This is a genomic window from Glycomyces rhizosphaerae (assembly GCF_042647865.1).
GTDB classification, from domain to species: Bacteria; Actinomycetota; Actinomycetes; order Mycobacteriales; family Micromonosporaceae; genus Glycomyces; species Glycomyces rhizosphaerae.
Window position 1 is genome coordinate 508,945 of sequence record NZ_JBHRWO010000021.1, and the last position, 21,719, is coordinate 530,663.

Sequence of the window (21,719 nt, forward strand, 5' to 3'; positions counted from 1 at the left end):
ACCGGGTTCGTAGGCTTGGCGTGTGGACTGGACCCAAATCCCCGATTGGCTCTCGGCGGTCTCCTCGCTCGGCGCGCTCGCGTTCGCGGCGGTGGCCGCGATCGCCGCCATGCGCGTGTACCGCATCGAGTCCTCGCGCGACGAGGCCAACGCCGAGACGCGCAAGAAGCAGGAATCATTGGAGCGGCGGAGCCAGGCCGCGCTGGTCTCCGCGTGGTGGGGCCACGATGACGTGGACGGCGGGTGGGGCGTTTACGTGCGCAACGCCTCCGAGACCCCGGTGTACGACGCCAAGTTCTCGGTCCTCGACATCCACGACCCGAACTCGAGCGAGCGCTTCGACCTGGCGGTCGTGCCGCCCGCCTCAGAGCCGGTGGTCCACAGCAGCCCAGTGCGAACCGAGCATCCCGAGCACTGCCGAGTCGAGGTCACCTTCACCGACTCCGCGGGCCGGCGCTGGATCCGCGACCGGCAGGGGCAGCTGCATGAGCTCGGGCAGCGGGTGCTCATCTGGGGCGACGCGAAGCGGGTGAAAGCGCTGCGGCAGTTCTTCACCGGGTTCCTCGCCGAGTTCGAGGTCGAGGCGCGCTTCCGGACGGGGAAGATCGAGGAGCTGCGGGACGAGCTGCTCGACACGGGCGCCTCGGACCCGGTGCCGGACATCGTGATCGGGCCCCACGACTGGATCGGCGGCCTCGTCGAGAGCGGCCTCATCGAGCCGATCCTCCTGTCGCCCAAGCACCGGGAGGCCTTCGATCCGCTTGCGCTCAAAGCGATGGCGTACCGCGGGGACCTGTACGGCATTCCCTACGCGTTCGACTCGACCGCGCTGATCCGCAACACCGACCTCGCCCCGGAAGCACCCTCGTCCTTTGAAGACATGCTCGCGGCCGGTGAGGAACTGCGCCGGACCGGCGCGGTCGAGCACTCCTTCGTGATGCAGGTCCCCGACCCGTACTACATGTACCCGGTGGTGCTCGCCGGCGGCGGCCGGTTCTTCGGGTCGGGCGCGGACGGGAGCCTGAACCCCGCTGAGCTGCATGTCGACACGCCGCCGAGCCACGTGGGCTTCGAGCGGTTCCGCGAGCTGGGCAGCGCCGGACTCGACTGCCTGCGCCCCGGCATCGGCCGCGACGAGGCCGTGGAGCTGTTCGTGACGGGCCGGACGCCATACCTGCTGTGCACGTCGCGGATGCTGAGCGACGCGCAGCAGGCCGGGCTGCGGTTCGCGGTCGGACCGGTGCCGCCCTTCGAAGGCGTCGCGCCGATCAAGCCCATGGTCTCGGTCCACGGGTTCTTCCTGACGCGCCGAGGCCGCAACAAGGCCATCGCGCGGGACCTGATCGTGGACCACCTGACCCGCAGCGACGTCTCCTCCGAGCTGCGGCAGGTGTGGCCGCACGTGCCGACGCTGCGGGAGGTCCTGGACAGCAGCCGCGAGTCCGACCCGGCGGTCCGGTCGTTCTACGAGGCCTGTCGGGTAGGCGACCTCATGCCGTCGATCCCCGAGATGGGGGAGGTGTGGGCCGCGATGCAGCGGACAATGGTGCAATTGGTGGACGGCGACGAGGTCGCTCCCGCGGCACGGCAGCTTTCGAGGCGCCTCGAGGAGGTGTTGGGCCGCAGGGCGATCGAAGGGTTGCCGGAGCAGAGGACGGGGGAGCGGATTGACTAGCGGCTCGAACTGGAGTGCGGCGGCGCTGATCTACCAGATCTACGTGCGCAGCTTCGCCGACTCCGACGGCGACGGGATCGGCGACCTCGCCGGCATCCGCTCCCGACTGGACTACCTGGTCGAACTCGGGGTCGACGCCATATGGCTGACGCCGTTCTACCCTTCGCCCATGGTGGACGGCGGGTACGACGTGGCCGACTACCGCGGAGTGGACCCGAAGTTCGGGACCCTGGCGGACTTCGACGAGCTGCTGGCGGCCGCGCATGAGCGGGGCCTTCGCGTCATCACCGATGTGGTCCCGAACCACACCTCCGACCGGCACGCCTGGTTCCGAGAGGCGCTGGCCTCCGCACCCGGTTCGGCTGCCCGCGAACGGTTCGTGTTCCGTCCCGGCCGCGGCCCCGGCGGGGCCGAGCCGCCCAACAACTGGCGGTCGGTCTTCGGCGGTCCGGCCTGGACCCGGCTCCCCGACGGCGAGTGGTACCTGCACCTGTTCGCACCCGAGCAGCCGGACCTCGACTGGGAGAACCCGGAGGTCCGCGAGGAGTTCGCCGACGTGCTGCGGTTCTGGCTCGACCGCGGCGTGGACGGCATCCGCGTCGACGTGGCGCACGGCCTGATCAAACCGGACGGGCTGCCCGACACGGCGTTCGCGGGCGTGAGCGGGAACCGGCCCTACTTCGACCAGGACGGCGTGCACGAGGTCTACCGGGAGTGGAGGAAGGTCCTCGACTCGTACGAGCCCGACCGGATCATGGTCGCTGAGGCGCGGCTGCGCGACGTCGAGCGGGTGGCCCGCTACGCCCGGCCCGACGAGATGGACCAGGCGTTCAACTTCGCGTTCCTCTGGGCGCCTTGGTCTCTCGACACGGTGCGGGACGCGATCAGCCGCTCGATCGACGAGATGGCGGCGGTCGGCAAGACCCCCACCTGGGTCTTCGGCAACCACGACGAGGTCCGCGCGGCCACGCGCCTGGCCGCCGAAAGCGCCCGCGACCGCGGCGACGTCGAGTGGTTCGACGGCCCGGACCTCGACGGCGACCTGGACCGCATCGAGCGGGTCGGCCTGCGGCGGGCGCGGGCGATGGCCCTCCTGAGCCTCGCGCTGCCCGGCTCCGCGTACCTGTACCAGGGCGACGAACTGGGCCTGCCGCAGGCGCCGCCGCTCCCGGCGGCGTTCCACGAGGACCCGATCTGGCACCGCTCGGGCGGTGCGAGGGCGGGAAGAGACGAGTGCCGCATCCCGTTGCCGTGGGACGGCGACGAGGCCCCGTTCGGCTTCAGTCCCAAAGGCGGCCAGGATCCCTGGCTGCCGCAGCCGTCCACATGGGGCCGCCTGAGCGTGGCCCAGCAGCGCGGCGCGGCCGATTCGACGCTCTCGCTGTACCAGCGCGCCATAGCCCTCCGCCGGACCCGAGCCGAATTGCGCGGCGGCGCATTCGCATTGCGACCCGCCCCAGAGGGAATCCTCGCCTTCACCCGCGGCCCCGGTTTCGCCTGCGCGGTGAGCTTCAACTCCGACCCGGTCCCCCTGGAACACCTGGGCCTCCCAGGCGCACCGCTCCTCTCGAGCGCTCCAGTCGACGCCGGGATGCTGCCGCCGGACTGCGCGGTCTGGACCGGCTAGTGCTGCTGCGGCAGCGGCAGGAATCGAGTGATCTGGTCGCTCACCCGCCAGAGTGAGCACGATGATGCCGGCCGGTTCGCCGCCGCCGCGATCGACGTGGCGGCATGCGAATGCGGGCTGACCGTTGGCGTTATGGATCGACTCGCAGCTCCATCCCGGCCCCGACCCGCCAGGCGGCGCTGCCGCAGCGAGAGATATCGATGCCCGCATTTACTTGGTGCGTGGCCCTGCCCGGACTCAGAATGCCCTTGTCCACGCAAGGACGAGGGGGGAACATGAGTGTCGCCATTGAGGTCTCAGCCGTCATCGAGCGGCCGGTCAGCGACGTCTTCTCCTTCTACGCGGACCATCACGTCCAGAACCACCCGCGCTGGGACCCGAACATCGAGCTGTGGCTGGACTCGGACGAGCCCCTCGGGGTCGGCACCGTCATTCAGAGACGGAACAGCAGATTCGGCACACCGGTAGAAGGGACCATGGAAATCGTCGAGTTCGAGCGCGACCGGGCGATGGGCGCCGTGATCAACGACGGCCCCATGCGGGTCGAGGGCCGCGCACGCTTCGAGTCCTTGCGACCGAGCACCACCAAACTCACCATCAGAGCGGTCTTCCCCGTCGACGACTCAATGAGGGACCAGCTCGCAGCCGCGATGCAGCGCAGCCTCGCCAACATCGAGCGCTTGATCGAAGCCGAAGGCTGACGCGATTCGAGCGTGAGGGCGATGACAGGCGCTTGAGAAGTGCTCCGATCGTGGTGGACCTTAGGGCCGCTTACTACAACTCATCACCTCAGGTCACGGCCATGTTGACACGCGTACGGGCCGTCATTTCGGCGGCGGCGGTCCCGGAACGGCACCAGTCGGCGCCACAAGTCTCCGAGCTGGCGGCTGCCTCCCGCAACGGTCAACCTCGGGCCATTCGCGAACGCTTGGACCCTGAGGACTACCAGCAACTCCTAGTCGCGGCGCGTGCCGGAGTCTGCAAGAAGGCGCTGGCGACTGAGTACGGGATCAGCCGCCGCAGCATCTACCGGCTCCTGGCGGTTTGAGCGGAGGACATCGCATGTTGGGTTCCAGGGAAGCTTGATGTTGAAGGTGAGGTAGCGGTTCTGTGTCAGGCTTCGTGACGGCCTCACCGCTTGATCACGAGATGCGATGGTGCTCTCAGTTCCGCAATGTCTCGGTCCCGCATATCGGTGGCCTATCGACGGAATGCGGCTCGGGTTGCTTGGGCGGTGGAGTTGAAGTAGTCCTGTGGTCGGATGAGCCACCATTCGTCGAACCGGGAGTTGGTGATGACTGCGCGTCGGTAGCCGAAGCAGGCGAGGTAGAGCGTCCGGAGGTACATGATCGCTTCGAGCCGGTCGAGTTCGTCGTCGGTCGGCTCGACGTACTGGCGGTAGGCGCCCACGGCAGCGTCGATGCGCTCCTGGTCGGGCCGTCGCGGGTTCCATGACCCGGTGCCCCAGATCAGGTAGGCGAAGTCGGCGAGGCGTGGTCCGCGCCCCGATGCCTTCCAGTTGATCGCGACCGGCCCCTGCTCGCTCAGGATGGCGTGATCGGGGGCGTGCAGGAGATTGCCGTGCAGCAGCCCCTCGGGAAGGCCCCCACCGTCGTCGGCTGAGCGCACCTGGTTCCTGAGCCGCTCGAATCGCCCGCGCTCGGCGGCCGGCACTTTGGTGTCCACGGCGTCGAGGAACGCCAGGGCGGCGAGCAGGTCCTGGCGCGGGGTGCCTTCACGGCGGGGGTCCTCGCCGCTAGCGCCCCCCGGTCGGCTCCAGGACTCGTCGTGGGGCAGCGTGTGCAGCCGTCCGAGCAGGTCACCCATCATGGCGAACTTCTCCGGGCTGTCGGGGAGCCGGCCGCCTTCAACGAACCGCGTGATGAGGACCGTGCTGCCGTCGAAGTCAGAGACCGCGTCATCGACCGCCAGGCGCTCGGCGGGGTAGCCCTGTCGCTCCAGGAACCGCAGGATCGCGGCGTCGCCCTCGACGCCTGCCCGCGGGCGGGCGGGGGGAAAGGCCCGTGCGATCCACGGGTCGCCGTCCGTGCGGTCGATGCGGAAGACGTAGGTCTTGTGCACGCTGAGCTTGGTCGCCGCGACCGAGTCGATGTCGTAGCGATCCCTCAGATGGGCGAGCAGGCGTTCACCTGCGGGCTCGTGATGCATTCGCCCGCCCAGACCCTCCAGATCAGTCAGGGCTTCGGTGTAACGCTGACCGGTGTCCTTCGCGTGGTGGCGAACGATCTTCTTGAAACTGCCGTCCTTCGTCATGGGCAAGCCTCCTCGTGACACCCTCGTCCCCCAGCGGCGCGGTATGCAGAGATGGCCTGTGACGTTCAACGACCGTGAGGGCGACTTCCCCTTCGCCGATGGAACCCCGGCTGGGGCGGACGTTCCACGACTCGGCGTCCGGTCGACGCCGTCAGCCGGAGCCTACCAACTCGATCCAGCCGGATCAAGCACCCGATCACCAGCCTCCTTGCCGCAGCGCCGCCAAGCGAGACGGGTTCAGCCTGGTTGTTCCGTGGCCGGGGGTTCTGCGGGCTTCGTGACGGTTTTGGACCCGACGCTTGACCGGCAAAGAGCGGAGAGGGGGTGCGACACGGTTCGATTGCAGGCCAGACGAGACTGACCGACATTACCCATCTGCAAGTGAGATACATTGCAACACAATGGATATGAAAGATATTCAGATCATCGATCCATTGTGGACCCTGGCACCGCTTACTGCAACTCATCACCTCAGGTCACGGCCCTATTGGTGCGCGTCCGGGACGTCATTTCGACCGCCGCGGCCCCGGAACGGCGTCAGCCCGAACCGAGAGTCTCGGACCTGGCGGCAGCCTCGCGCGACGCCCGGCCACGCGCCATCCGCGACCGCCTGGCCCCCGAGGGCTACCAGCGTCTCCTGATCCTGCCGGAAGGTGCTGGCGGCCGAGTACGGGATCAGCCGCCGCAGTGTCGACCGGCTCGCGGCAGGCTGAGGAGCGCCAAGCAGTCGCTACGCCAGGCTGGCAAGGTTCGCGGCCCGCACCGTGCTGGACCTGGCGGCGGGCAAGGTCCCGGACTCGCGCCACGTGCAGCGCGCGACGTGCCTCGTCGTGCGGGAGTCGACGGCCCGCCGCGCTGAGGCCCCTAGGCGGGCGGAGTGCCTTGCGCCGCCCCGCTTCGTGTTACCGGCTTTCCTCGGCCTGCTTCAGTCCGGCCATGAGATCGTCCAAGTTCATGGCGGGGAGGAGTTCGATCTTGGCGTTGAGCTGCTGGAACAGCGGCTCGACGATCGTCGGGATCTGCGACGGCTCCTTCATGTCGAAGAACACCTCCATCCCACGCGCCCCGTCCAGCGTGATGAAGTAGACGGCCTCGGGCTGCAGTCGGTCGAACAGCTCCTTGAACGCCGGCTGGACCTTCCCGTTCATGATTGCGTCGTTCCCGGCCTCGACCGGGATCCGCACCTTCAAACAGAATCGCATGAGACGTACCTCCAGAGATGTCGCCGCGGCGGACCACCCCCGTGTGGTCACTGCGCCCTGCGGCAGTCTCATCACACAACGCATGGTCGCTACTGTCAGCGTTTCAGCGATTTCCTCATGTTCGCTGCCCGGGCGCTTTCGGGAACGCGCTCAGCACCACCGCGGCCAGCGGCACGGCGCAGAGCACCGTGAACACCCCTTCCGGACCGTGCCGCTCGGCGATCAACCCGGACGCCGGGGCGAACAGGCCGCCCGCACTCATCGCCAGGCCGAGGGTGATGTCAATCGGGAATCTCGGCGTTCCGCATCGTGCGTGCTCTTCTGCTCAGGTGGTGCCAGCGTGGCCTGCCATCTCCCTGAGAGTCCACTATGCAGGGAGGTATGGCACGGTTCGAGATACGTTGCAACGCAACGCGGCGCGGGGGTGAGAATGAGGGTCCCGTCGAGCCCGACTTGCCCGTCGTCGCTGATCGGCGGCCGAGGAGTTTGAGAATTGGCCCGCGAGGGCGGCGCCGCGCACGGAATTGTAAGGGTCATGAGCAACGAGCACAGCATCAAGCGATTCACCGTCGACGTCCCCGAAGCCGACCTCAAGGATCTGAACGAGCGCCTCGCCCGGGCCCGGTTCACCGACCAGATCGCCGGGTCCGAGACGACTTACGGCGTCAGCGCCGACCGCGTCAAGCAGCTCGTCGAGTACTGGCGCAACGGGTACGACTGGCGCGCCTGGGAGGCCCGCCTGAACGCCCACCCGCAGTTCACGACCGAGATCGACGGCCAGAACATCCACTTCCTCCACGTCCGCTCCGAGCGCGAGGACGCCTTCCCCCTCATCCTCACCCACGGCTGGCCCGGCTCGGTGGTCGAGTTCCTCGATGTCATCGAGCCGCTCACTGCCGCCGGCTTCCATCTTGTGATCCCCTCGATCCCCGGCTTCGGCTTCTCGGGCCCGACCACCGAGACCGGCTGGGACAACGCTCGCATCGCCCGCGCTTGGGCCGAGCTGATGGCCCGCCTCGGTTACACCCGCTACGGCGCGGCCGGGAACGACGCCGGGTCGATGATCTCGCCCGAGGTCGGGCGGGTCGACCCCGAGCACGTCGCGGGCGTGCACGTCACGCAGGTGTTCTCCTTCCCGAGCGGCGACCCCGCCGAGTTCGAAACGCTCACCGAGGACGACCAGCGCACCCTCGAGACCCTCGACTGGTTCATGCAGAACAAATTCGCGTTCAATCTGCTGCAGGCCCAGCAGCCGCAGACGCTGGCGCACGCTTTGGCGGACTCGCCGGTCGGCCTGCTCGGCTGGAACGCGCAGCTCATGGACGAAGGCGACGACGACTTCGTCCTGACCAACGTCGCGATCTACTGGTTCACCGGTACTGCCGGCTCCTCGATGCGGATCTACTTCGAGAACGACAAGGCCGAGGACCCGACCGGTCAGACGACCGCGCCGCTCGCGCTCGCCGGCTCGGCGGGCGACTTCCACGGCATCCGCAGTTTCGCCGAGCGCGACCACGCCGACGTCCGCTCCTGGAACGTATACGAGGACAGGAGCCACTACATGCACCACGTCGCGCCCGACAAGCTGGCCGCAGACATCGCCGAGTTCTTCGGGAACCTCGACTAGAACGTCAAAGCCGCAGGGGCGGATCATGTCGCCAGACGACATGATTCGCCCCGCCGCGTCTGGTCGTGGGTTCGCGTGCAGGAATACCGCGAGGCCATGAAACCCTTGATCGAGCACCTCGAACGGGCCGAGTCTGAACGCAAGAACGCGGGCCGCAAAGCAGTCCGCGTATCCGGTGTTAGCCGTGCCAAGAGTTGCACTAAGCGCGGCATGGTGGGTGCTACAGGGATCGAACCTGTGACCACCTCCTTGTAAGGGAGGTGCTCTACCGCTGAGCTAAGCACCCGGAGGGCGCGCTGAGGCGCGCCGAGCCTGAGAAAGGGTACCTGAACGGGGACTTGGGCGCGAGTGCCGGGTGGTGGGACCAGTCCGCATCGTGGGCGCGGGGGAGGTGTGGGGCACAGCCTGGAATTCAATGGAAGCTTCAAGTGTTGGAGCCTTCGTGGAAAAGCTTCGTGTGGACATCTGGTCCGATATCGCCTGCCCGTGGTGCTACGTCGGGAAAGCCCGGTTCGACAAGGCCGTGGAGGAGCTCGACGGCAAGGTAGAGGTCGAGGTCCGGCACCGCTCGTACGAGCTCGACCCGCACCGCGAGCCGGGGGACACCGCCCCCGTCGTGTCGATGCTCGTCAAGAAGTACGGGATGAGCCCGGCGCAGGCCCAGGCCGGCGAGTACCGGCTGCGCGACCTCGCCGCCGCCGAAGGCCTCGATTACCAGGCCGAGGGCCGCGACCACGGCAACACCTTCGACCTGCACCGCCTGCTGCACCTCGCCTCCGAGAAGGGCCTCGAGTCCGAGGTCTGGAAGGCGTTCTACGCCGCCAACTTCGCCGACGAGGCCTCCATCTTCGAGCGCCAGCGCGTGATCGACGTGTCGGTCGCCGCCGGGCTCGAGAAGGACGAGGTCGTGGCCGTTCTCGACGACACCGAGGCCTACCGCGAGGCCGTGCGCGCCGACGAGGCCGAGGCCGCCGCGCTCGGGGCCACCGGGGTGCCCTTCTTCGTCATCGACGAGAAGTACGGCGTCTCCGGCGCGCAGCCCACCGAGCTGTTCGCCGAGATCCTCGAGAAGGCTTGGGGCGAAAAACGACCGGCGGTCACCACCATCGCCGGGGCGGAAGACGCGGAGGCGTGCGGCCCCGACGGCTGCCCGATCTAGCAGCCGCTTCGGGCGTAACTTGCGAAACCTTCACGAACGGGCACCTCTGGGAATATCCTGAGGCGAATCCCGCTCGAACGAGGAGGCGATCGCCATGCCGATGGACCGCGAGACGCAACTCAGACTGGTGAAACTGCGCGACGACACCGGCGTGCTCTCGCTCTACGTCAACGCAGACCCCCGCCAGGAAGGCAGCCAACCGCCCTGGAAGACCCGGCTCGACCAGGGCCTGAAGCAACTGCTCGAATCCGTCGACAACGGCACGCGCTCCGCGCTCGGACGCCGGATCGAGGAGATGAAGCTCGACATCGAGCAGCTCGTCCGCCCCGGCGCACCCGGGATCGGCCGCGCGCTGTTCGTCGGCCTCGCCAGCGGCCAGAGGTACAACGTCGAGATGCAGACGCCCTTGACCGACCGGGTCGCGCTCGCCCCCCGCTCCCACATCGCCCCGATGTTCGGCGCCTGGGCCGAGGGCGCCCCGATCGGCATCGCCGTCGTCGACGGCAAGGGCATGCGCATCCTCGACAGCCGCTTCGGCAAGTGCGAGGAGGTCTCAGGGCTCCACTTCGCGCTCGACACCGCCGAATGGCGGGTCATGAAGGGCCCCGGCGCCTCCCACAGCGCCTGGGGCGGACGCGACAGCGCCACGTCGAACAACCAGCACGACCTGTTCGACTACCGCATCGCCGAGCACCTCCAGAAGTTCCTCGCCGCCGCCCACTCCAGCCTGGAGGAGCACGTGGCGACCTTCGGCTGGGAGCTGCTCGTCGTCACCGGCGAACCCGAACTCGTCGAAGCGGCCTCCAAGTCGCTGCGCAACGGGTTCAAAGCCGAGGTCGTGGCCTCGCAGCTGGTCCTCAGCCAGTCCACGCCCGCCCAGATCCAGCAGGCCCTGGCCGCGGAGATCGCGGCGGCGCGGGCGGACCGCGACAAGCGCCTCACCGCCGACTTCGCCGAGTCCCCGCGCAAGACCGTCGCGGGTTCGGAGGCCGTGATCGACGCTCTGCAGGACGCCCGGGTCGACCGGCTCGTCATCGAGCGCGACTCGACGTGGAGCGGCCGGCGGATCCCGGAGGGGACGGTCCTGGCCGACTCCATCGCGCCGGGGGAGCCGGAGCTGTCCGCGGCCATCGCCGATGCCCAGATGGGCGAGGCGATGATCGAGATGGCGGTGGCTTCGGACGCGAAGGTGTCGTTCCTCAGCGAAGGCGTCCTTCTCGATGAGGAAGCGGGCGGGGTCGGCGCGTTCCTGCGCTGGTGAACGCCCTTGAGGTCGCAAGTTAGGTTATGCTAACCTTTCTTCGGCAGTACGATTCAGGGCCGCGGGCTTCTCACCTCCCGCGGCCCTGAAGCCGTTTCCGGCCCTTCTTATCTTCTGGATCACAATGCGCCCGTAGGGGTTCCCTTCGGGCGCACGCTGCTCTACCTTTAATTCATCAGGTGATGAATTAATCGTCTCGATCCACCCCCAAGGAGCACGCCATGTCGAAGCAAACCGAAGTCATCGTCGTCGGAGCCGGACCCACCGGCCTCCTGCTCGCGGGCGACCTCGCCGAGGCCGGGGTCGACGTCCTCGTCCTCGAAAGTCGTGGGGAGAACCTCTCGAACCTCTCGCGGGCCTTCGGTGTCCACGCCCGCACCTTGGAGGAGTTCGACGCCCGCGGCATCGCCGAGGAGCTGATCGCCTACGGCGGCGCCCAGCTGCCCGGCATCCGCCTGTTCAACCGCGTCACCCTCCACCTCGCCGAGCTCGAGACCCGCTTCCCCTACCTCCTCATGACCCCGCAGTACAACGTGGAGACGGTCCTGCGCCGCCGGGCCCTCGAAGCCGGGGCCTCGATCCTCTACGACGCCAAGGTGACCGGGCTCGACCAAGCCGACGGCCGCGTCACCCTCCACACTGCCGGGGGCGACCACACCGCCCGCTACGTCGTCGGCGCCGACGGGGTCAAGTCCGCTGTCCGCCAGGCCATCGGCATGCCCTACCCGGGCGAGTCGGTGCTGAAGTCGATCATGCTCGCCGACGTCAAGCTCGCCGAGCCACCGGCCGAGAGCCCGGCCATCCAGGGCATCAACGGCGCCTTCTGCTTCGTCGCCACCTTCGGCGACGAGTACTGGCGGATCTTCGCCTGGAACTCGGCCGACCAGAAGGCCGACGACGAGCCGATCGAACTCGAGGAGGTCAAGGAGGCCGCGCGGCTCGCGTTCGGTACCGACTTCGGCATGCACGACGCCCGCTGGATCTCCCGGTTCCACTCCGACGAGCGCCAGGTCCCGAACTACCGTGACGGCAACGTCTTCCTCGCCGGCGACGCCGCCCACTGCCACTCCCCGGCGGGCGGCCAGGGCATGAACACCGGCCTCCAGGACGCCGCGAACCTCGCCTGGAAGCTCGCCGCGGTCCTCCGCGGCGCCGACGAAGCCCTGCTGGACACCTACAACGGCGAGCGCCACCCCGTCGGCAAGCAGGTCCTGCGCTCCAGCGGCGCGATCATCCGCCTCGCGGCCGAGCGCTCCAAACTCAAGGCCGCCATCGGCGGGCTCGCCGCCGCGACCGCGCTGCACATCAAGCCGATCGAGGCCAAGGCCATGGGCATGATCAGCGGCGTCGGGATCCACTACGGCCACGACAAGGGCGAGGACGCCCTGGTCGGCCACCGCGCCAACGACATCGCGCTCGCCGACGGCTCGCGCCTCTACGAGGCGCTGCGCGGCGGGAAGTTCGTGGTCCTCGACAGCACCGAGTCCTACGAAGGTGAGTTCGTCGCGAACGCGGCCTCGGCCGCCCCCGACGGCACCGCCAAGATCATCCGCCCCGACGCCTACATCGGCTGGGCCGGCACCGACGACCCCGCCGCGATCCGCGCCTACCTCGAAAGCCACGCCGGAAAGCGCTGAAGCAGCAAGCGGCAGACCATCGGGAAACTGGGAACACGGCGGCGGGCGCGGGCCCGCCGCCGTCTCTTGTGGGCGCCCCTTCGGAGTCGTGCTGCTGCTCAGCACGATCGCCGTCGGCCTCTCCACGCTCGACGGGCTCCGCGAACGCCGCATCACCCCCGTCGGGCACCAGCTCCTCAAGAGCGCCTATGCACCCGAGCACTGCCGTGAACTGGATGCTCCTGTGGACCGGCGGCACGCTGGCCGCGATGTGGGGCCTGCTCACCTACGACGTCGCATGAGAAGGCCATGAGCCCCAAGAAAAGCCCGTCACCGATCCGCTTGCCGTGGTCGGCGCCCTCGACTGGACCGGCCTGATCGCGGCGACCGCGATCCTCGCGTCCGGAGCACTGCCGCTTTAGGATCATGAGACGCCCGGCCCGGAAGGTGAGGGCGTTTCCCTTGGGGCCGAGGTGAATTCGCTGCGCGTTCACGAACTGTGGGTTGTCCGAATGCGGCATTTGTCGTTCACTTGGCATCCACCCGGTTTCACCTGAGATATAGAGGTTCCATGACCAACATCCTCAGTAGACGCAATGTCCTCGGCGCCGGCCTCGCGTTCGGCGCCACCGCCGTCGCCTCCGGCGCCCTGTCCGGCACCGCCCACGCGGAGGAGACCCTCAGCGAATCCCTGATCGGCGCTCCCCGAGGCGATGAGCTCCACCTCATCTCCTTCAACCTCCGCTACGAAGGCGGCGACCCGTCGCCCCGCACCTGGGACGAGCGCCGCCCGCTCGTCAAGACCGTCCTCATGAGGGAGAGGCCCACCATCCTGTTCACGCAGGAGGGCCTCTACGGCCAGAACCAGGACGTCCTCGAAGACCTCAAGGACCACGACTGGATTCACCTCGGCCGCCTCGGCGGCTCCAAGAGCGAGGCCACCGCGGTCTTCTGGGACCGGCGGCGCCTCAAGGTGCTAGAGTACGACCACCTGTGGCTCTCCGACACCCCGCTGCTCATCGGCTCCAAGAGCTGGGGCAACAACGTCGTCCGGATGCTCACCTGGGTCCGCTTCCAGGACCTGCGCACGGGCAAGGACTTCTACGTGGTCAACAACCACTTCGACCACCAGTCCGAGGACGCGCGCCAGAAGGGCGCGCAGATGAACCTCGACGTCATCTCCCCCTTCATCGAGCAGGGCCTGCCGGTCGTCACCGCCGGGGACTTCAACCAGGTGCCCGAGACCCCGACCTACACGATCCTCACCGACGGCGGCCTGGTCGACACCATGCTCGCCGCCGAGGAGCTGGTCACCCCGGTCTACGCCACCTGGAACGGCTGGGATCCGACCCCCACCGAGACCGGCCGGCGCATCGACTGGATCCTGACCACTCCGGACGTCCGGATCGTCAAGGCCGCGGTGAACACCTACTCCAAGGACGGCGCCACGCCCTCCGACCACTTCCCGGCCCAGGCGCTCATCGAGCTCCCGTAAACGGGCGTCGGGGCGGCGGCGGCGCGAATAGGATCGAAAACGTGAACGACGCGCTGATCGCCGCCCCAACGGGCTCGCCGACGCACGGGCGCCACCCGCTGCTGGGGCCCGTCGAGCCCCCGCTCCTGCATGTCATGACCTACAACCTCAAATCGGCCTCCGGTCACGCCCCGCACTCGTGGTGGAAACGCCGGCCCCTGGTGAAGGCCGTGCTCGAGAACGAACTGCCCACGATCGTCTGCACCCAGGAAGGCCGCTTCCGCCAGCTCCTCGAACTGCGCGAGGACCTCGACGGCTACGACTGGGTCCACCTGGGGCGCGGCGGCGGCTCCCGGAGCGAGGCCACCGCGATCTTCTGGGACGCCGCCCGGCTCACCCCGCTCGAATACGACCATCTCTGGCTCTCCAAGCGCCCCAACGTGATCGGCTCGCGCAACTGGGGGAGCGGCACCGTCCGGATGCTCACCTGGGTCCACCTCGAGGACCGCGCGACCGGCCAGCGCTTCTACGTGGTCGACAACCACTTCGACCACCGCTCCGAGAAGGCCCGGCGCAAGGGCGCCGAGCTCCTCCTGCGCACGATCGCGAAGTTCCTCGACCCGGTGATCGTGGCCGGGGACTTCAACTGCGGGCCCGATTCCGCGACGTACCGGGCGCTCACGCGCGGTGGACTCAGCGATGCCTGGGAGACCGCGGCCGAGCGGGTCACGCCCGGCTGGGCCACGTTCAACCGCTGGCGGCCCGAGCCGGTCGAGGGCCCGACCCGCATGGACTGGATCCTCGCCAGACCGAGCCGGGACTGCACCGTCGAGATCCACCAGATCGGCGTGAACGCCTACACCGAAGGCGGCCTGACCCCTTCGGACCACTGGCCGGTCCAGGCGCTGGTCAACCTTGTGCCTCGGCGTTCGCGGCGGCAGACCGCTTCTCACCGAGGAGCTCCCTCAGCTCCTTGACGGCCGCGCGTCCGGCCCGGTTCGCGCCCACGGTGCTCGCCGAGGGGCCGTAGCCCACCAGGTGCACGCGCGGGTCGGCCGCGACGCGGGTGCCGTCCATGACGATCCCGCCGCCGGGCCCGCGCAGCTTCAGCGGCGCGAGGTGGTCGAGCGAGGCCCGGAACCCGGTGGCCCACAAGAGGACGTCGACAGGGATGAACCGGCCGTCGTCCCAGCTCAGCCCCTCGGGTGTGATCCGGTCGAACATCGGCAGCCGGTCGAGGACCCCGGCGTCGCGTGCGGCCTGGATCGCGGGCGTGAGCGGCACGCCGGTGACGCTGATGACCGACTGCGGTCGCAGGCCCCGGCGGACCCGGTCCTCGACCATCGCGACGGCCTCGCGGCCTCGGTCGGGGTTGAAATCGCCTGAGCGCCATTGCGGTTCGCGGCGGGTGATCCAGTGGGTGGACGCGGCGAGCGGGTCGATCTCGAGGAGGTGCTGGATCCCGGAGATCCCGCCGCCGACCACGGCGACGCGCAGGCCCTCGAACTCCCAGGGGCCGCGGTACTGCGCGGTGTGCAGCTGCCGACCGGCGAAGGTGCGCTGTCCGGCGTAGCGGGGCCAGAACGGTCGCTCCCAGGTGCCGGTGGCGTTGATGAGCGCGCGAGTGATCCAGGTGCCCCGGTCGGTGTCGACTTCGAGGCGCTTGTCGGGGAGCGGGCGGACCGCGTTCACGGAGACGGGTCGCTGGACGCGCAGGTCGAATTCGCGTTCGTAGTCGGCGAAGTAGTCCGCGATCACGCCGGAGACGGGCGTCGACGGGTCGGGCTCGGGCACGCTCATCCCGGGCAGGCGGTAGACGCCGTTCACCGTTTCGAAGGTGAGGGTGGGCCAGCGGAACTGCCACGCGCCGCCCGCGTGCGGAGCGTGGTCGAGCACCGCGAACTCGGTCTCGGGCTCGAAGTGCCGCCGCAGGAAGTAGGCGGCCGAGAGCCCGGCCTGCCCGGCCCCGATGACGACGACCTCGACCTCGCGAATCACCTTTAGTGGAACGGCCCAGGGCGACCGGCGATTCCGCGAGGTGAGGCCGTTCACTCAGCCGGCGCCGGGCTGTGCCGCCCCGTTCCCTACGCCTCCGGCTTCGGGAACAACTCCTTCATCGTGAACGCCTCGGCGGTCGGGCCCTTCTCGCGGAGGATCGTGAGCCGCTTCTCGGCCTCGGGCAGGGTCGGCCGGTGCCCGGCCGGGACCCACCACATGGCCGAGTACGCCTCGGTGAGGTGCGCGAACCATTCGCGCCGCCGCCGGAGCATCGCGCGGTGCTCGGGCCCGTAGACGTAGGCGTTCAGGGATTCCGGCGAAGTCCACACGGACATGTTGACGGCGAGCCACTCGTCGTCGAACACCCGGAAGTCGGTCGCGTCCGACCCGTTCTCGTCGATCAGCCGCCACACGAACCCCTCGGCGGTGTCGGCGACGGCGTTGACCTCTTCGAGCTTGGAGGTGAAGCCGCGCATCACTTCGCTGTCGAAGGGAGCCAGGATCCGCCCGATGTTCACTTGCGCCAGTTCATATCCCGCACTCATGGCGAAATCCTGCCAGCGCCGCCAGCCCGTCGTCAACGCCCGCGCGCGAAACCCAGTCGGACCCCAGTCGACTGGGATTCGGCCGAGACTTCAATCGCCCAGGGGCGTCAGGAACTCCAGGCGGTTGCCGAATGGGTCGCGGGTGTAGCAGCGGCGGTAGCCGATGAAGTCCGAGTCCCAGGCGACCTGGTGCCCGGCGGGCTCGAGGCGGGCGGCGAGCGCGTCGAGGTCGGCGACGAGGATGCCCGGGTGGGCTTTCGCGGAGGGCGCGTGGCCGGGGTCGACGCCGAGGTGGAGTTCGAGGGCGTCGGTGCGCAGCCACAGGCCGCCGCGCTTGGCGAGCTCCGGCGGCTTCTCGACCTCGGTCATGCCGAGGACCTCGACGTAGAACGCGCGGGCGGCGTCCTCGCCCGCGGGGAGGATCGCGAGCTGCACGTGGTGGACGCCGTAGCCGAAGGGCGAGGCGCCGCGGGGATCGCGGTACCGGGCGGGGTCGGTCATGGTCTTCCTCCTTGGGGGATAAGGAGAAGGGGCGGACCGACAACGGTCCGCCCCTCGCCCGCTTTCGGCGCTACTCCGCCAGCAGTCCGCGGAGGACGTACTGCAGGATGCCGCCGTTGCGGTAGTACTCGGCCTCGCCCGGGGTGTCCAGGCGGACCACGGCCTCGAAGGTCGTCTCGGTGCCGTCGGGGCTCACGGCGGACACGGTGACCGTGGCCGGGATGCCCTCGTTGATCGCGGTGACGCCCGAGATCGAGACGGTCTCCTCGCCGCTGAGGCCGAGGCTCTGGTGCGACTCGCCCTCAGGGAACTGGAGCGGGAGCACGCCCATGCCGATGAGGTTCGAGCGGTGGATGCGCTCGTACGACTCGGCGATGACGGCCTTGACGCCCAGGAGGCGCGTGCCCTTGGCCGCCCAGTCGCGGCTGGAGCCCGTGCCGTATTCCTTGCCCGCGAAGACGACCAGCGGGGTGCCCTCGGCGGCGTAGTTCTGGCAGGCGTCGTAGATGGTCGACACCGGGCCGCCGGCCTGGGTGAAGTCGCGGGTCCAGCCGCCCTCGGTGCCCGGCGCGAGCTGGTTGCGCAGGCGGATGTTCGCGAAGGTGCCGCGGACCATGACCTCGTGGTTCCCGCGGCGCGAGCCGTAGGAGTTGAAGTCGGCCGGCGACACGCCCTGGTCCTTCAGGTACGAGCCGGCGGGCGAGTCGGCCTTGATCGAGCCGGCGGGGGAGATGTGGTCGGTCGTGACCGAGTCGCCCAGCTTCGCCATGACGCGCGCGCCCGCGATGTCCTCGACGGCGGCCGGGGTGGCCGGCATGCCCTCGAAGTAGGGGGCCTTGCGCACGTAGGTCGAGTCGTCGTCCCACTCGAAGGTGTTGCCGGTCGGGATCGGCAGCGACTGCCAGGTCTCGTCGCCGTCGAAGACGGAGGCGTACTCCTTGAGGAACATCTCGCGGCCGATGTTGCTGTCGACGACCTCGCGGATGTCTTCGGCGGTGGGCCAGATGTCGCGCAGGAACACGTCCTGGCCGTCCTTGCCCTGGCCGATCGGGTCGGTCGTCAGGTTGAGGTCCATCGAGCCGGCCAGCGCGTAGGCGACGACCAGCGGCGGGGACGCCAGGTAGTTCATCTTGATGTCCGGGTTGATGCGGCCCTCGAAGTTGCGGTTGCCCGAGAGGACCGCCGCGACGGCGAGATCGCCGGCCTGGACCGCGGCCGAGGTCTCCTCGGGGAGCGGGCCGGAGTTGCCGATGCAGGTGGTGCAGCCGTAGCCGACCAGGTTGAACCCGAGCTTGTCGAGGTACGGGCTGAGACCGGCGCGGTTGAGGTAGCCGGTGACGACCTGCGAGCCCGGCGCGAGGGAGGTCTTGACCCACGGCTTGGAGAGCAGGCCCAGTTCGACGGCGTTCTTGGCGAGGAGGCCGGCGCCGACCATGACGTACGGGTTCGAGGTGTTGGTGCACGAGGTGATCGCGGCGATGACGACGGCGCCGTGGTCGAGCTCGAATTCGCCGTTCTCGGTCTTGACGGTCTGCGGGTTGTGCGGGCGGTCGCCGTTGGCCTTCTGCGCGGGCGAGTCGGAGCCCGGGAAGGACTCTTCGCCGGCTTCGTCGTGGACGTAGTTCGCCACGTCGCGGCGCCACTGGTGCCCGGCGTGGTCGAGCTGGATGCGGTCCTGCGGGCGCTTGGGTCCGGCGATGGAGGGCACGACGGTGGAGAGGTCGAGCTCGAGGTACTCGGAGTACTCGGCTTCCTTCGACGGGTCGTGCCACATGCCCTGGGCCTTGGCGTAGGCCTCGACGAGTTCGATCTGCTCGTCGCTGCGGCCGGTGAGGCGCAGGTAGTCGACGGTGCGCTCGTCGATCGGGAAGATGCCGCAGGTGGAGCCGAACTCGGGGGCCATGTTGCCGAGCGTGGAGCGGTCGGCCACGGGCACCGAGGTGACGCCTTCGCCGTAGAACTCGACGAACTTGCCGACGACGCCGTGGTCGCGGAGCATCTCGGTGATGGTGAGGACGAGGTCCGTGGCGGTGGTCCCGGCAGGGAGGTCGCCGGAGAGCTTGAAGCCGACGACGCGGGGGATGAGCATCGAGATCGGCTGGCCGAGCATCGCGGCCTCGGCCTCGATGCCGCCGACGCCCCAGCCGAGGACGCCGATGCCGTTCTCCATCGTGGTGTGCGAGTCGGTGCCGACGCAGGTGTCGGGGTAGGCGACGCCGTCGCGGGTCATGACGACGCGCGCCAGGTGCTCGATGTTGACCTGGTGGACGATGCCGGTGCCGGGCGGGACGACCTTGAACTCGTCGAAGGCGGTCTGGCCCCAGCGCAGGAACTGGTAGCGCTCGCGGTTGCGCTCGTATTCGCGCTCGACGTTGCGCTTGAAGGAGTCGGGGTGCCCGAAGAAGTCGACGATCACGGAGTGGTCGATGACCATCTCGGCGGGCGCGAGCGGGTTGACCTTGGACGGGTCGCCGCCGAGGTCGCGGACGGCCTCGCGCATGGTGGCGAGGTCGACGACGCAGGGGACGCCGGTGAAGTCCTGCATGATCACGCGGCCGGGCGTGAACTGGATTTCGGTGCTGGGCTTGGCGGCGGGGTCCCAGGAGCCGAGCGCCCGGATGTGGTCGGCGGTGATGTCCGCGCCGTCTTCGTTGCGCAGCAGGTTCTCGAGGAGGACCTTGAGGCTGTACGGCAGCCGCTCGTGCCCCTCGACCTTGTCGATGCGGAAGATGTCGTATTCGTGTTCGCCGACCCGCAGCGTCTCGCGGGCGCCGAAGGAGTCCGTGCTCACCATGAGAGCTCCTCGATTCAGGATTTGAAGGTCGGCTTCAGTCTGCCCCAACCTGAAGGGTCGGGAACCGGGGTCGGGCAGAGCGGCCGACTCTTAAACAGTACGTCCGTCTTATTTAACTGACGCAACTGTAGCACTCGGTATTTCAGGGGGGTTTCTTAGCCGAGCCTAACGAGGGGCTGCGAGGCTGTTTCTTCTTGCGGGAGTGCGCATCCGGGACCAAGAGGAGGTTTAAAGGCCGGCGGCGGCTGGCGTTGATGTGCGGTGATGCTCGCCGCCGCCGGCCCGGTGCGGTGGATATAAGTCTTAATTCGGACTATACGCGTTGGGCATTCAGGACCGTCACCGGCCCTGTGACCCCTGTCGCTACCTGCGACTACACCGCCAAGCTAGTCAAATTTACGGCTCGCACTCGCCAAGCGAGGACCGGCCTCGCGCTGGGCGGCGAGCCAGGCCTCCACGTCGTCGGCGGTGCGCGGCAGTCCGGCCGAGAGGTTCTCGCAGCCCTCTGCGGTGACCCGCACGTCGTCCTCGATGCGGATGCCGATGCCGCGCAGCTCCTCGGGCACGAGCTCGTCGTTGGCCTGGAAGTACAGCCCCGGCTCGACGGTGAGCACGTAGTCCTCCTGCACGGCGCCCTTGTGGTAGTTCTCGGGACGCGAGTTCGCGCAGTCGTGCACGTCGAGGCCGAGCATGTGCCCGAAGCCGTGCAGGGTCCAGCGGCGGTAGGTCATCGAGTCCTTGTCGAGCGCCTCGTCGACCGAGCCCGGCAGGACCCCGAGGCCCTTGAGGCCCTCGGCCAGGACCCGCATGCAGGTCTGGTGGATCTCCTGGAACTCGGTGCCGGGCTTGATGACGTCCATGCCGGCCTGCTGCGAGGCGTGGACGATCTCGTAGACCTCCCGCTGCAGCGGCGTGAACTGGCCGGTCACGGGGAGGGTGCGGGTGACGTCGGCGGTGTAGAGGTGGTTGTTCTCCACGCCCATGTCCATGAGGATCAGCTCGCCCGGCGTGGTCTGGCCGTCGTTGGTGATCCAGTGGAGGGTCGTCGCGTGCGACCCGGCGCCGACGATCGAGTCGTAGCCGAGGCCGTTGCCCTCCAGGCGCGAGCGCAACCCGAACACGCCTTCGAGGGTCCGCTCCGGGATCGATCCGCTCGAAGGCAGCACGCGCGCCACGTCCTCGAAGCCGCGCACGGTGATGTCGATGGCGTCCTGGAGCTGCGCGAGCTCCCAGGAGTCCTTGACGAGGCGCAGTTCGGAGAGCACCGCGGCGAGTTCGCCGTCGCGGGTCAGCTGCGGCCTGCCGTCGGCGTCCTGGTTCGGTTCCTCGGCGGCGAAGTGCGCGTCGACCGAGGAGTCGAAGCCGCGCAGCACGCGGACCTTGCCGCGCTCGACGCCCTGGAGCTCGCTTTCGAGGCGCTCCACGTCGCGGACCTCGACGCCCAGCTCGACACTGGTCTCCTGAAGGGACTTCTTGCGGCCGATCCACAGCTCGCCGTACTTCGCCGAGCGGAAGAACTCGTCGGAGTCGTAGCCCTTGCGCGGGCGCCGGTACAGCACCGCGTCGTGGCCGGAGCCGTTCGGGTGCAGCACCAGCACGCCCTCGGGGTCGAGGTCGCCGGTGAGCCATGCGAAGTCCGAGCCCGCGCGGAAGCGGAAGAAGGTGTCGTTCGAGCGGGTCTTCTCGGCGCCGGTGGGGACGACGATCGTCTCGCCCGGGAAGGCGGCTGAGACCGCTTCGCGGCGGCGGGCCGTGTAGGCGGCCTGCGCCGACTCGGCGACGTCCAGTTCCGTCGCGCCCCAGCCGGTGCGCATGAAGTTCAGGAACTTCTCGGGGAACTTGGGGTCGTGGGGCCGCTCGCCGGACTTCTTCTCAGCCATGACAGGTCCTTCCCAACAAGGTCAATGCGAGGTGGATGTGCCTCACCACGACGGTACCGCAGCACCGATTCACGGCTCGCAAGCTT

16 protein-coding genes and 1 tRNA gene are annotated in these 21,719 nt (G+C 68.8%); 9 read left to right on the forward strand and 8 right to left on the reverse strand.

Annotated elements, in window-relative coordinates:
- Positions 1-22 precede the first annotated feature (22 nt).
- From ACFO8M_RS22695 to ACFO8M_RS22705, 3 genes are all read left to right on the forward strand, one after another.
- Positions 23-1,675 carry a sugar ABC transporter substrate-binding protein gene (locus tag ACFO8M_RS22695; RefSeq protein WP_387979852.1) on the forward strand — a complete coding sequence of 551 codons (1,653 nt, stop codon included), beginning with the start codon at positions 23-25 and terminating at the stop codon, positions 1,673-1,675.
- Positions 1,668-3,302 carry a glycoside hydrolase family 13 protein gene (locus ACFO8M_RS22700; RefSeq protein WP_387979854.1) on the forward strand — a complete coding sequence of 545 codons (1,635 nt, stop codon included), beginning with the start codon at positions 1,668-1,670 and terminating at the stop codon, positions 3,300-3,302. Before ACFO8M_RS22695 ends, ACFO8M_RS22700 begins: the two co-directional genes overlap by 8 nt.
- A 275-nt stretch (positions 3,303-3,577) precedes the next feature.
- Complete coding sequence (locus ACFO8M_RS22705; RefSeq protein ID WP_387979856.1) at positions 3,578-4,003, forward strand: SRPBCC family protein; 426 nt, start codon at positions 3,578-3,580, stop codon at positions 4,001-4,003.
- A 499-nt stretch (positions 4,004-4,502) separates the two neighbouring features.
- Here ACFO8M_RS22705 and ACFO8M_RS22710 read toward each other — a convergent pair whose 3' ends face one another.
- Positions 4,503-5,576, reverse strand: a complete 1,074-nt coding sequence (locus tag ACFO8M_RS22710; RefSeq protein ID WP_387979858.1) for a phosphotransferase enzyme family protein — start codon at positions 5,574-5,576, stop codon at positions 4,503-4,505.
- Between the two features lie 902 nt (positions 5,577-6,478).
- The gene (locus tag ACFO8M_RS22715) at positions 6,479-6,778 is read right to left on the reverse strand and encodes a hypothetical protein (protein WP_387979860.1); all 300 of its coding nucleotides are present in this window, start codon (positions 6,776-6,778) and stop codon (positions 6,479-6,481) included.
- 535 nt (positions 6,779-7,313) lie between these two features.
- Between ACFO8M_RS22715 and ACFO8M_RS22720 the strand changes: the two genes are divergently transcribed.
- The gene (locus ACFO8M_RS22720) at positions 7,314-8,405 is read left to right on the forward strand and encodes an epoxide hydrolase family protein (RefSeq protein WP_387979862.1); all 1,092 of its coding nucleotides are present in this window, start codon (positions 7,314-7,316) and stop codon (positions 8,403-8,405) included.
- Positions 8,406-8,616: 211 nt separating this feature from the next.
- On the opposite strand, the gene ACFO8M_RS22725 is transcribed toward ACFO8M_RS22720, so the two are convergent.
- Positions 8,617-8,691: transfer RNA gene (locus ACFO8M_RS22725), tRNA-Val, on the reverse strand.
- Between the two features lie 156 nt (positions 8,692-8,847).
- Here ACFO8M_RS22725 and ACFO8M_RS22730 point away from each other — a divergent pair.
- From ACFO8M_RS22730 to ACFO8M_RS22750, 5 genes are all read left to right on the forward strand, one after another.
- Positions 8,848-9,564: a DsbA family oxidoreductase gene (locus ACFO8M_RS22730; RefSeq protein WP_387979864.1), complete on the forward strand. Its 717-nt coding sequence runs from the start codon at positions 8,848-8,850 to the stop codon at positions 9,562-9,564.
- A gap of 94 nt (positions 9,565-9,658) precedes the next feature.
- On the forward strand, positions 9,659-10,825 hold the full coding sequence (locus ACFO8M_RS22735) for a VLRF1 family aeRF1-type release factor (protein WP_387979866.1): 1,167 nt from the start codon (positions 9,659-9,661) through the stop codon (positions 10,823-10,825).
- Positions 10,826-11,046: 221 nt separating this feature from the next.
- Complete coding sequence (locus ACFO8M_RS22740) at positions 11,047-12,462, forward strand: FAD-dependent monooxygenase (RefSeq protein WP_387979868.1); 1,416 nt, start codon at positions 11,047-11,049, stop codon at positions 12,460-12,462.
- A gap of 550 nt (positions 12,463-13,012) precedes the next feature.
- Positions 13,013-13,936 (forward strand): endonuclease/exonuclease/phosphatase family protein, encoded by a 924-nt coding sequence (locus ACFO8M_RS22745; protein ID WP_387979870.1) that lies wholly within the window; start codon positions 13,013-13,015, stop codon positions 13,934-13,936.
- Between the two features lie 41 nt (positions 13,937-13,977).
- Positions 13,978-14,892 carry an endonuclease/exonuclease/phosphatase family protein gene (locus ACFO8M_RS22750; protein ID WP_387979872.1) on the forward strand — a complete coding sequence of 305 codons (915 nt, stop codon included), beginning with the start codon at positions 13,978-13,980 and terminating at the stop codon, positions 14,890-14,892.
- Here ACFO8M_RS22750 and ACFO8M_RS22755 read toward each other — a convergent pair.
- From ACFO8M_RS22755 to ACFO8M_RS22775, 5 genes are all read right to left on the reverse strand, one after another.
- Positions 14,825-15,910, reverse strand: a complete 1,086-nt coding sequence (locus ACFO8M_RS22755; protein ID WP_387980791.1) for an NAD(P)-binding domain-containing protein — start codon at positions 15,908-15,910, stop codon at positions 14,825-14,827. The genes ACFO8M_RS22750 and ACFO8M_RS22755 overlap by 68 nt on opposite strands.
- A gap of 89 nt (positions 15,911-15,999) precedes the next feature.
- Positions 16,000-16,458, reverse strand: coding sequence for a DUF3291 domain-containing protein (locus tag ACFO8M_RS22760; protein WP_387979874.1), 459 nt, complete (start codon positions 16,456-16,458; stop codon positions 16,000-16,002).
- A 90-nt stretch (positions 16,459-16,548) separates the two neighbouring features.
- Entirely contained in the window at positions 16,549-16,959 is a 411-nt protein-coding gene (locus ACFO8M_RS22765) for a VOC family protein (protein ID WP_387979875.1), read from the reverse strand.
- Between the two features lie 70 nt (positions 16,960-17,029).
- Positions 17,030-19,750: an aconitate hydratase AcnA gene (gene acnA, locus ACFO8M_RS22770; RefSeq protein WP_387980792.1), complete on the reverse strand. Its 2,721-nt coding sequence runs from the start codon at positions 19,748-19,750 to the stop codon at positions 17,030-17,032.
- A gap of 389 nt (positions 19,751-20,139) precedes the next feature.
- Positions 20,140-21,633 (reverse strand): aminopeptidase P family protein, encoded by a 1,494-nt coding sequence (locus tag ACFO8M_RS22775; protein ID WP_387979877.1) that lies wholly within the window; start codon positions 21,631-21,633, stop codon positions 20,140-20,142.
- Positions 21,634-21,719 lie beyond the last annotated feature (86 nt).

Coding starts and splice junctions, on each gene's coding strand:
- ACFO8M_RS22705 (WP_387979856.1), top strand. CDS start 3,578: ATGAGTGTCGCCATTGAGGTCTCAGCCGTCATCGAGCGGCCGGTCAGC.
- ACFO8M_RS22710 (WP_387979858.1), bottom strand. CDS start 5,576: ATGACGAAGGACGGCAGTTTCAAGAAGATCGTTCGCCACCACGCGAAG.
- ACFO8M_RS22715 (WP_387979860.1), bottom strand. CDS start 6,778: ATGCGATTCTGTTTGAAGGTGCGGATCCCGGTCGAGGCCGGGAACGAC.
- ACFO8M_RS22720 (WP_387979862.1), top strand. CDS start 7,314: ATGAGCAACGAGCACAGCATCAAGCGATTCACCGTCGACGTCCCCGAA.
- ACFO8M_RS22735 (WP_387979866.1), top strand. CDS start 9,659: ATGCCGATGGACCGCGAGACGCAACTCAGACTGGTGAAACTGCGCGAC.
- ACFO8M_RS22740 (WP_387979868.1), top strand. CDS start 11,047: ATGTCGAAGCAAACCGAAGTCATCGTCGTCGGAGCCGGACCCACCGGC.
- ACFO8M_RS22745 (WP_387979870.1), top strand. CDS start 13,013: ATGACCAACATCCTCAGTAGACGCAATGTCCTCGGCGCCGGCCTCGCG.
- ACFO8M_RS22760 (WP_387979874.1), bottom strand. CDS start 16,458: ATGAGTGCGGGATATGAACTGGCGCAAGTGAACATCGGGCGGATCCTG.
- ACFO8M_RS22765 (WP_387979875.1), bottom strand. CDS start 16,959: ATGACCGACCCCGCCCGGTACCGCGATCCCCGCGGCGCCTCGCCCTTC.
- ACFO8M_RS22775 (WP_387979877.1), bottom strand. CDS start 21,633: ATGGCTGAGAAGAAGTCCGGCGAGCGGCCCCACGACCCCAAGTTCCCC.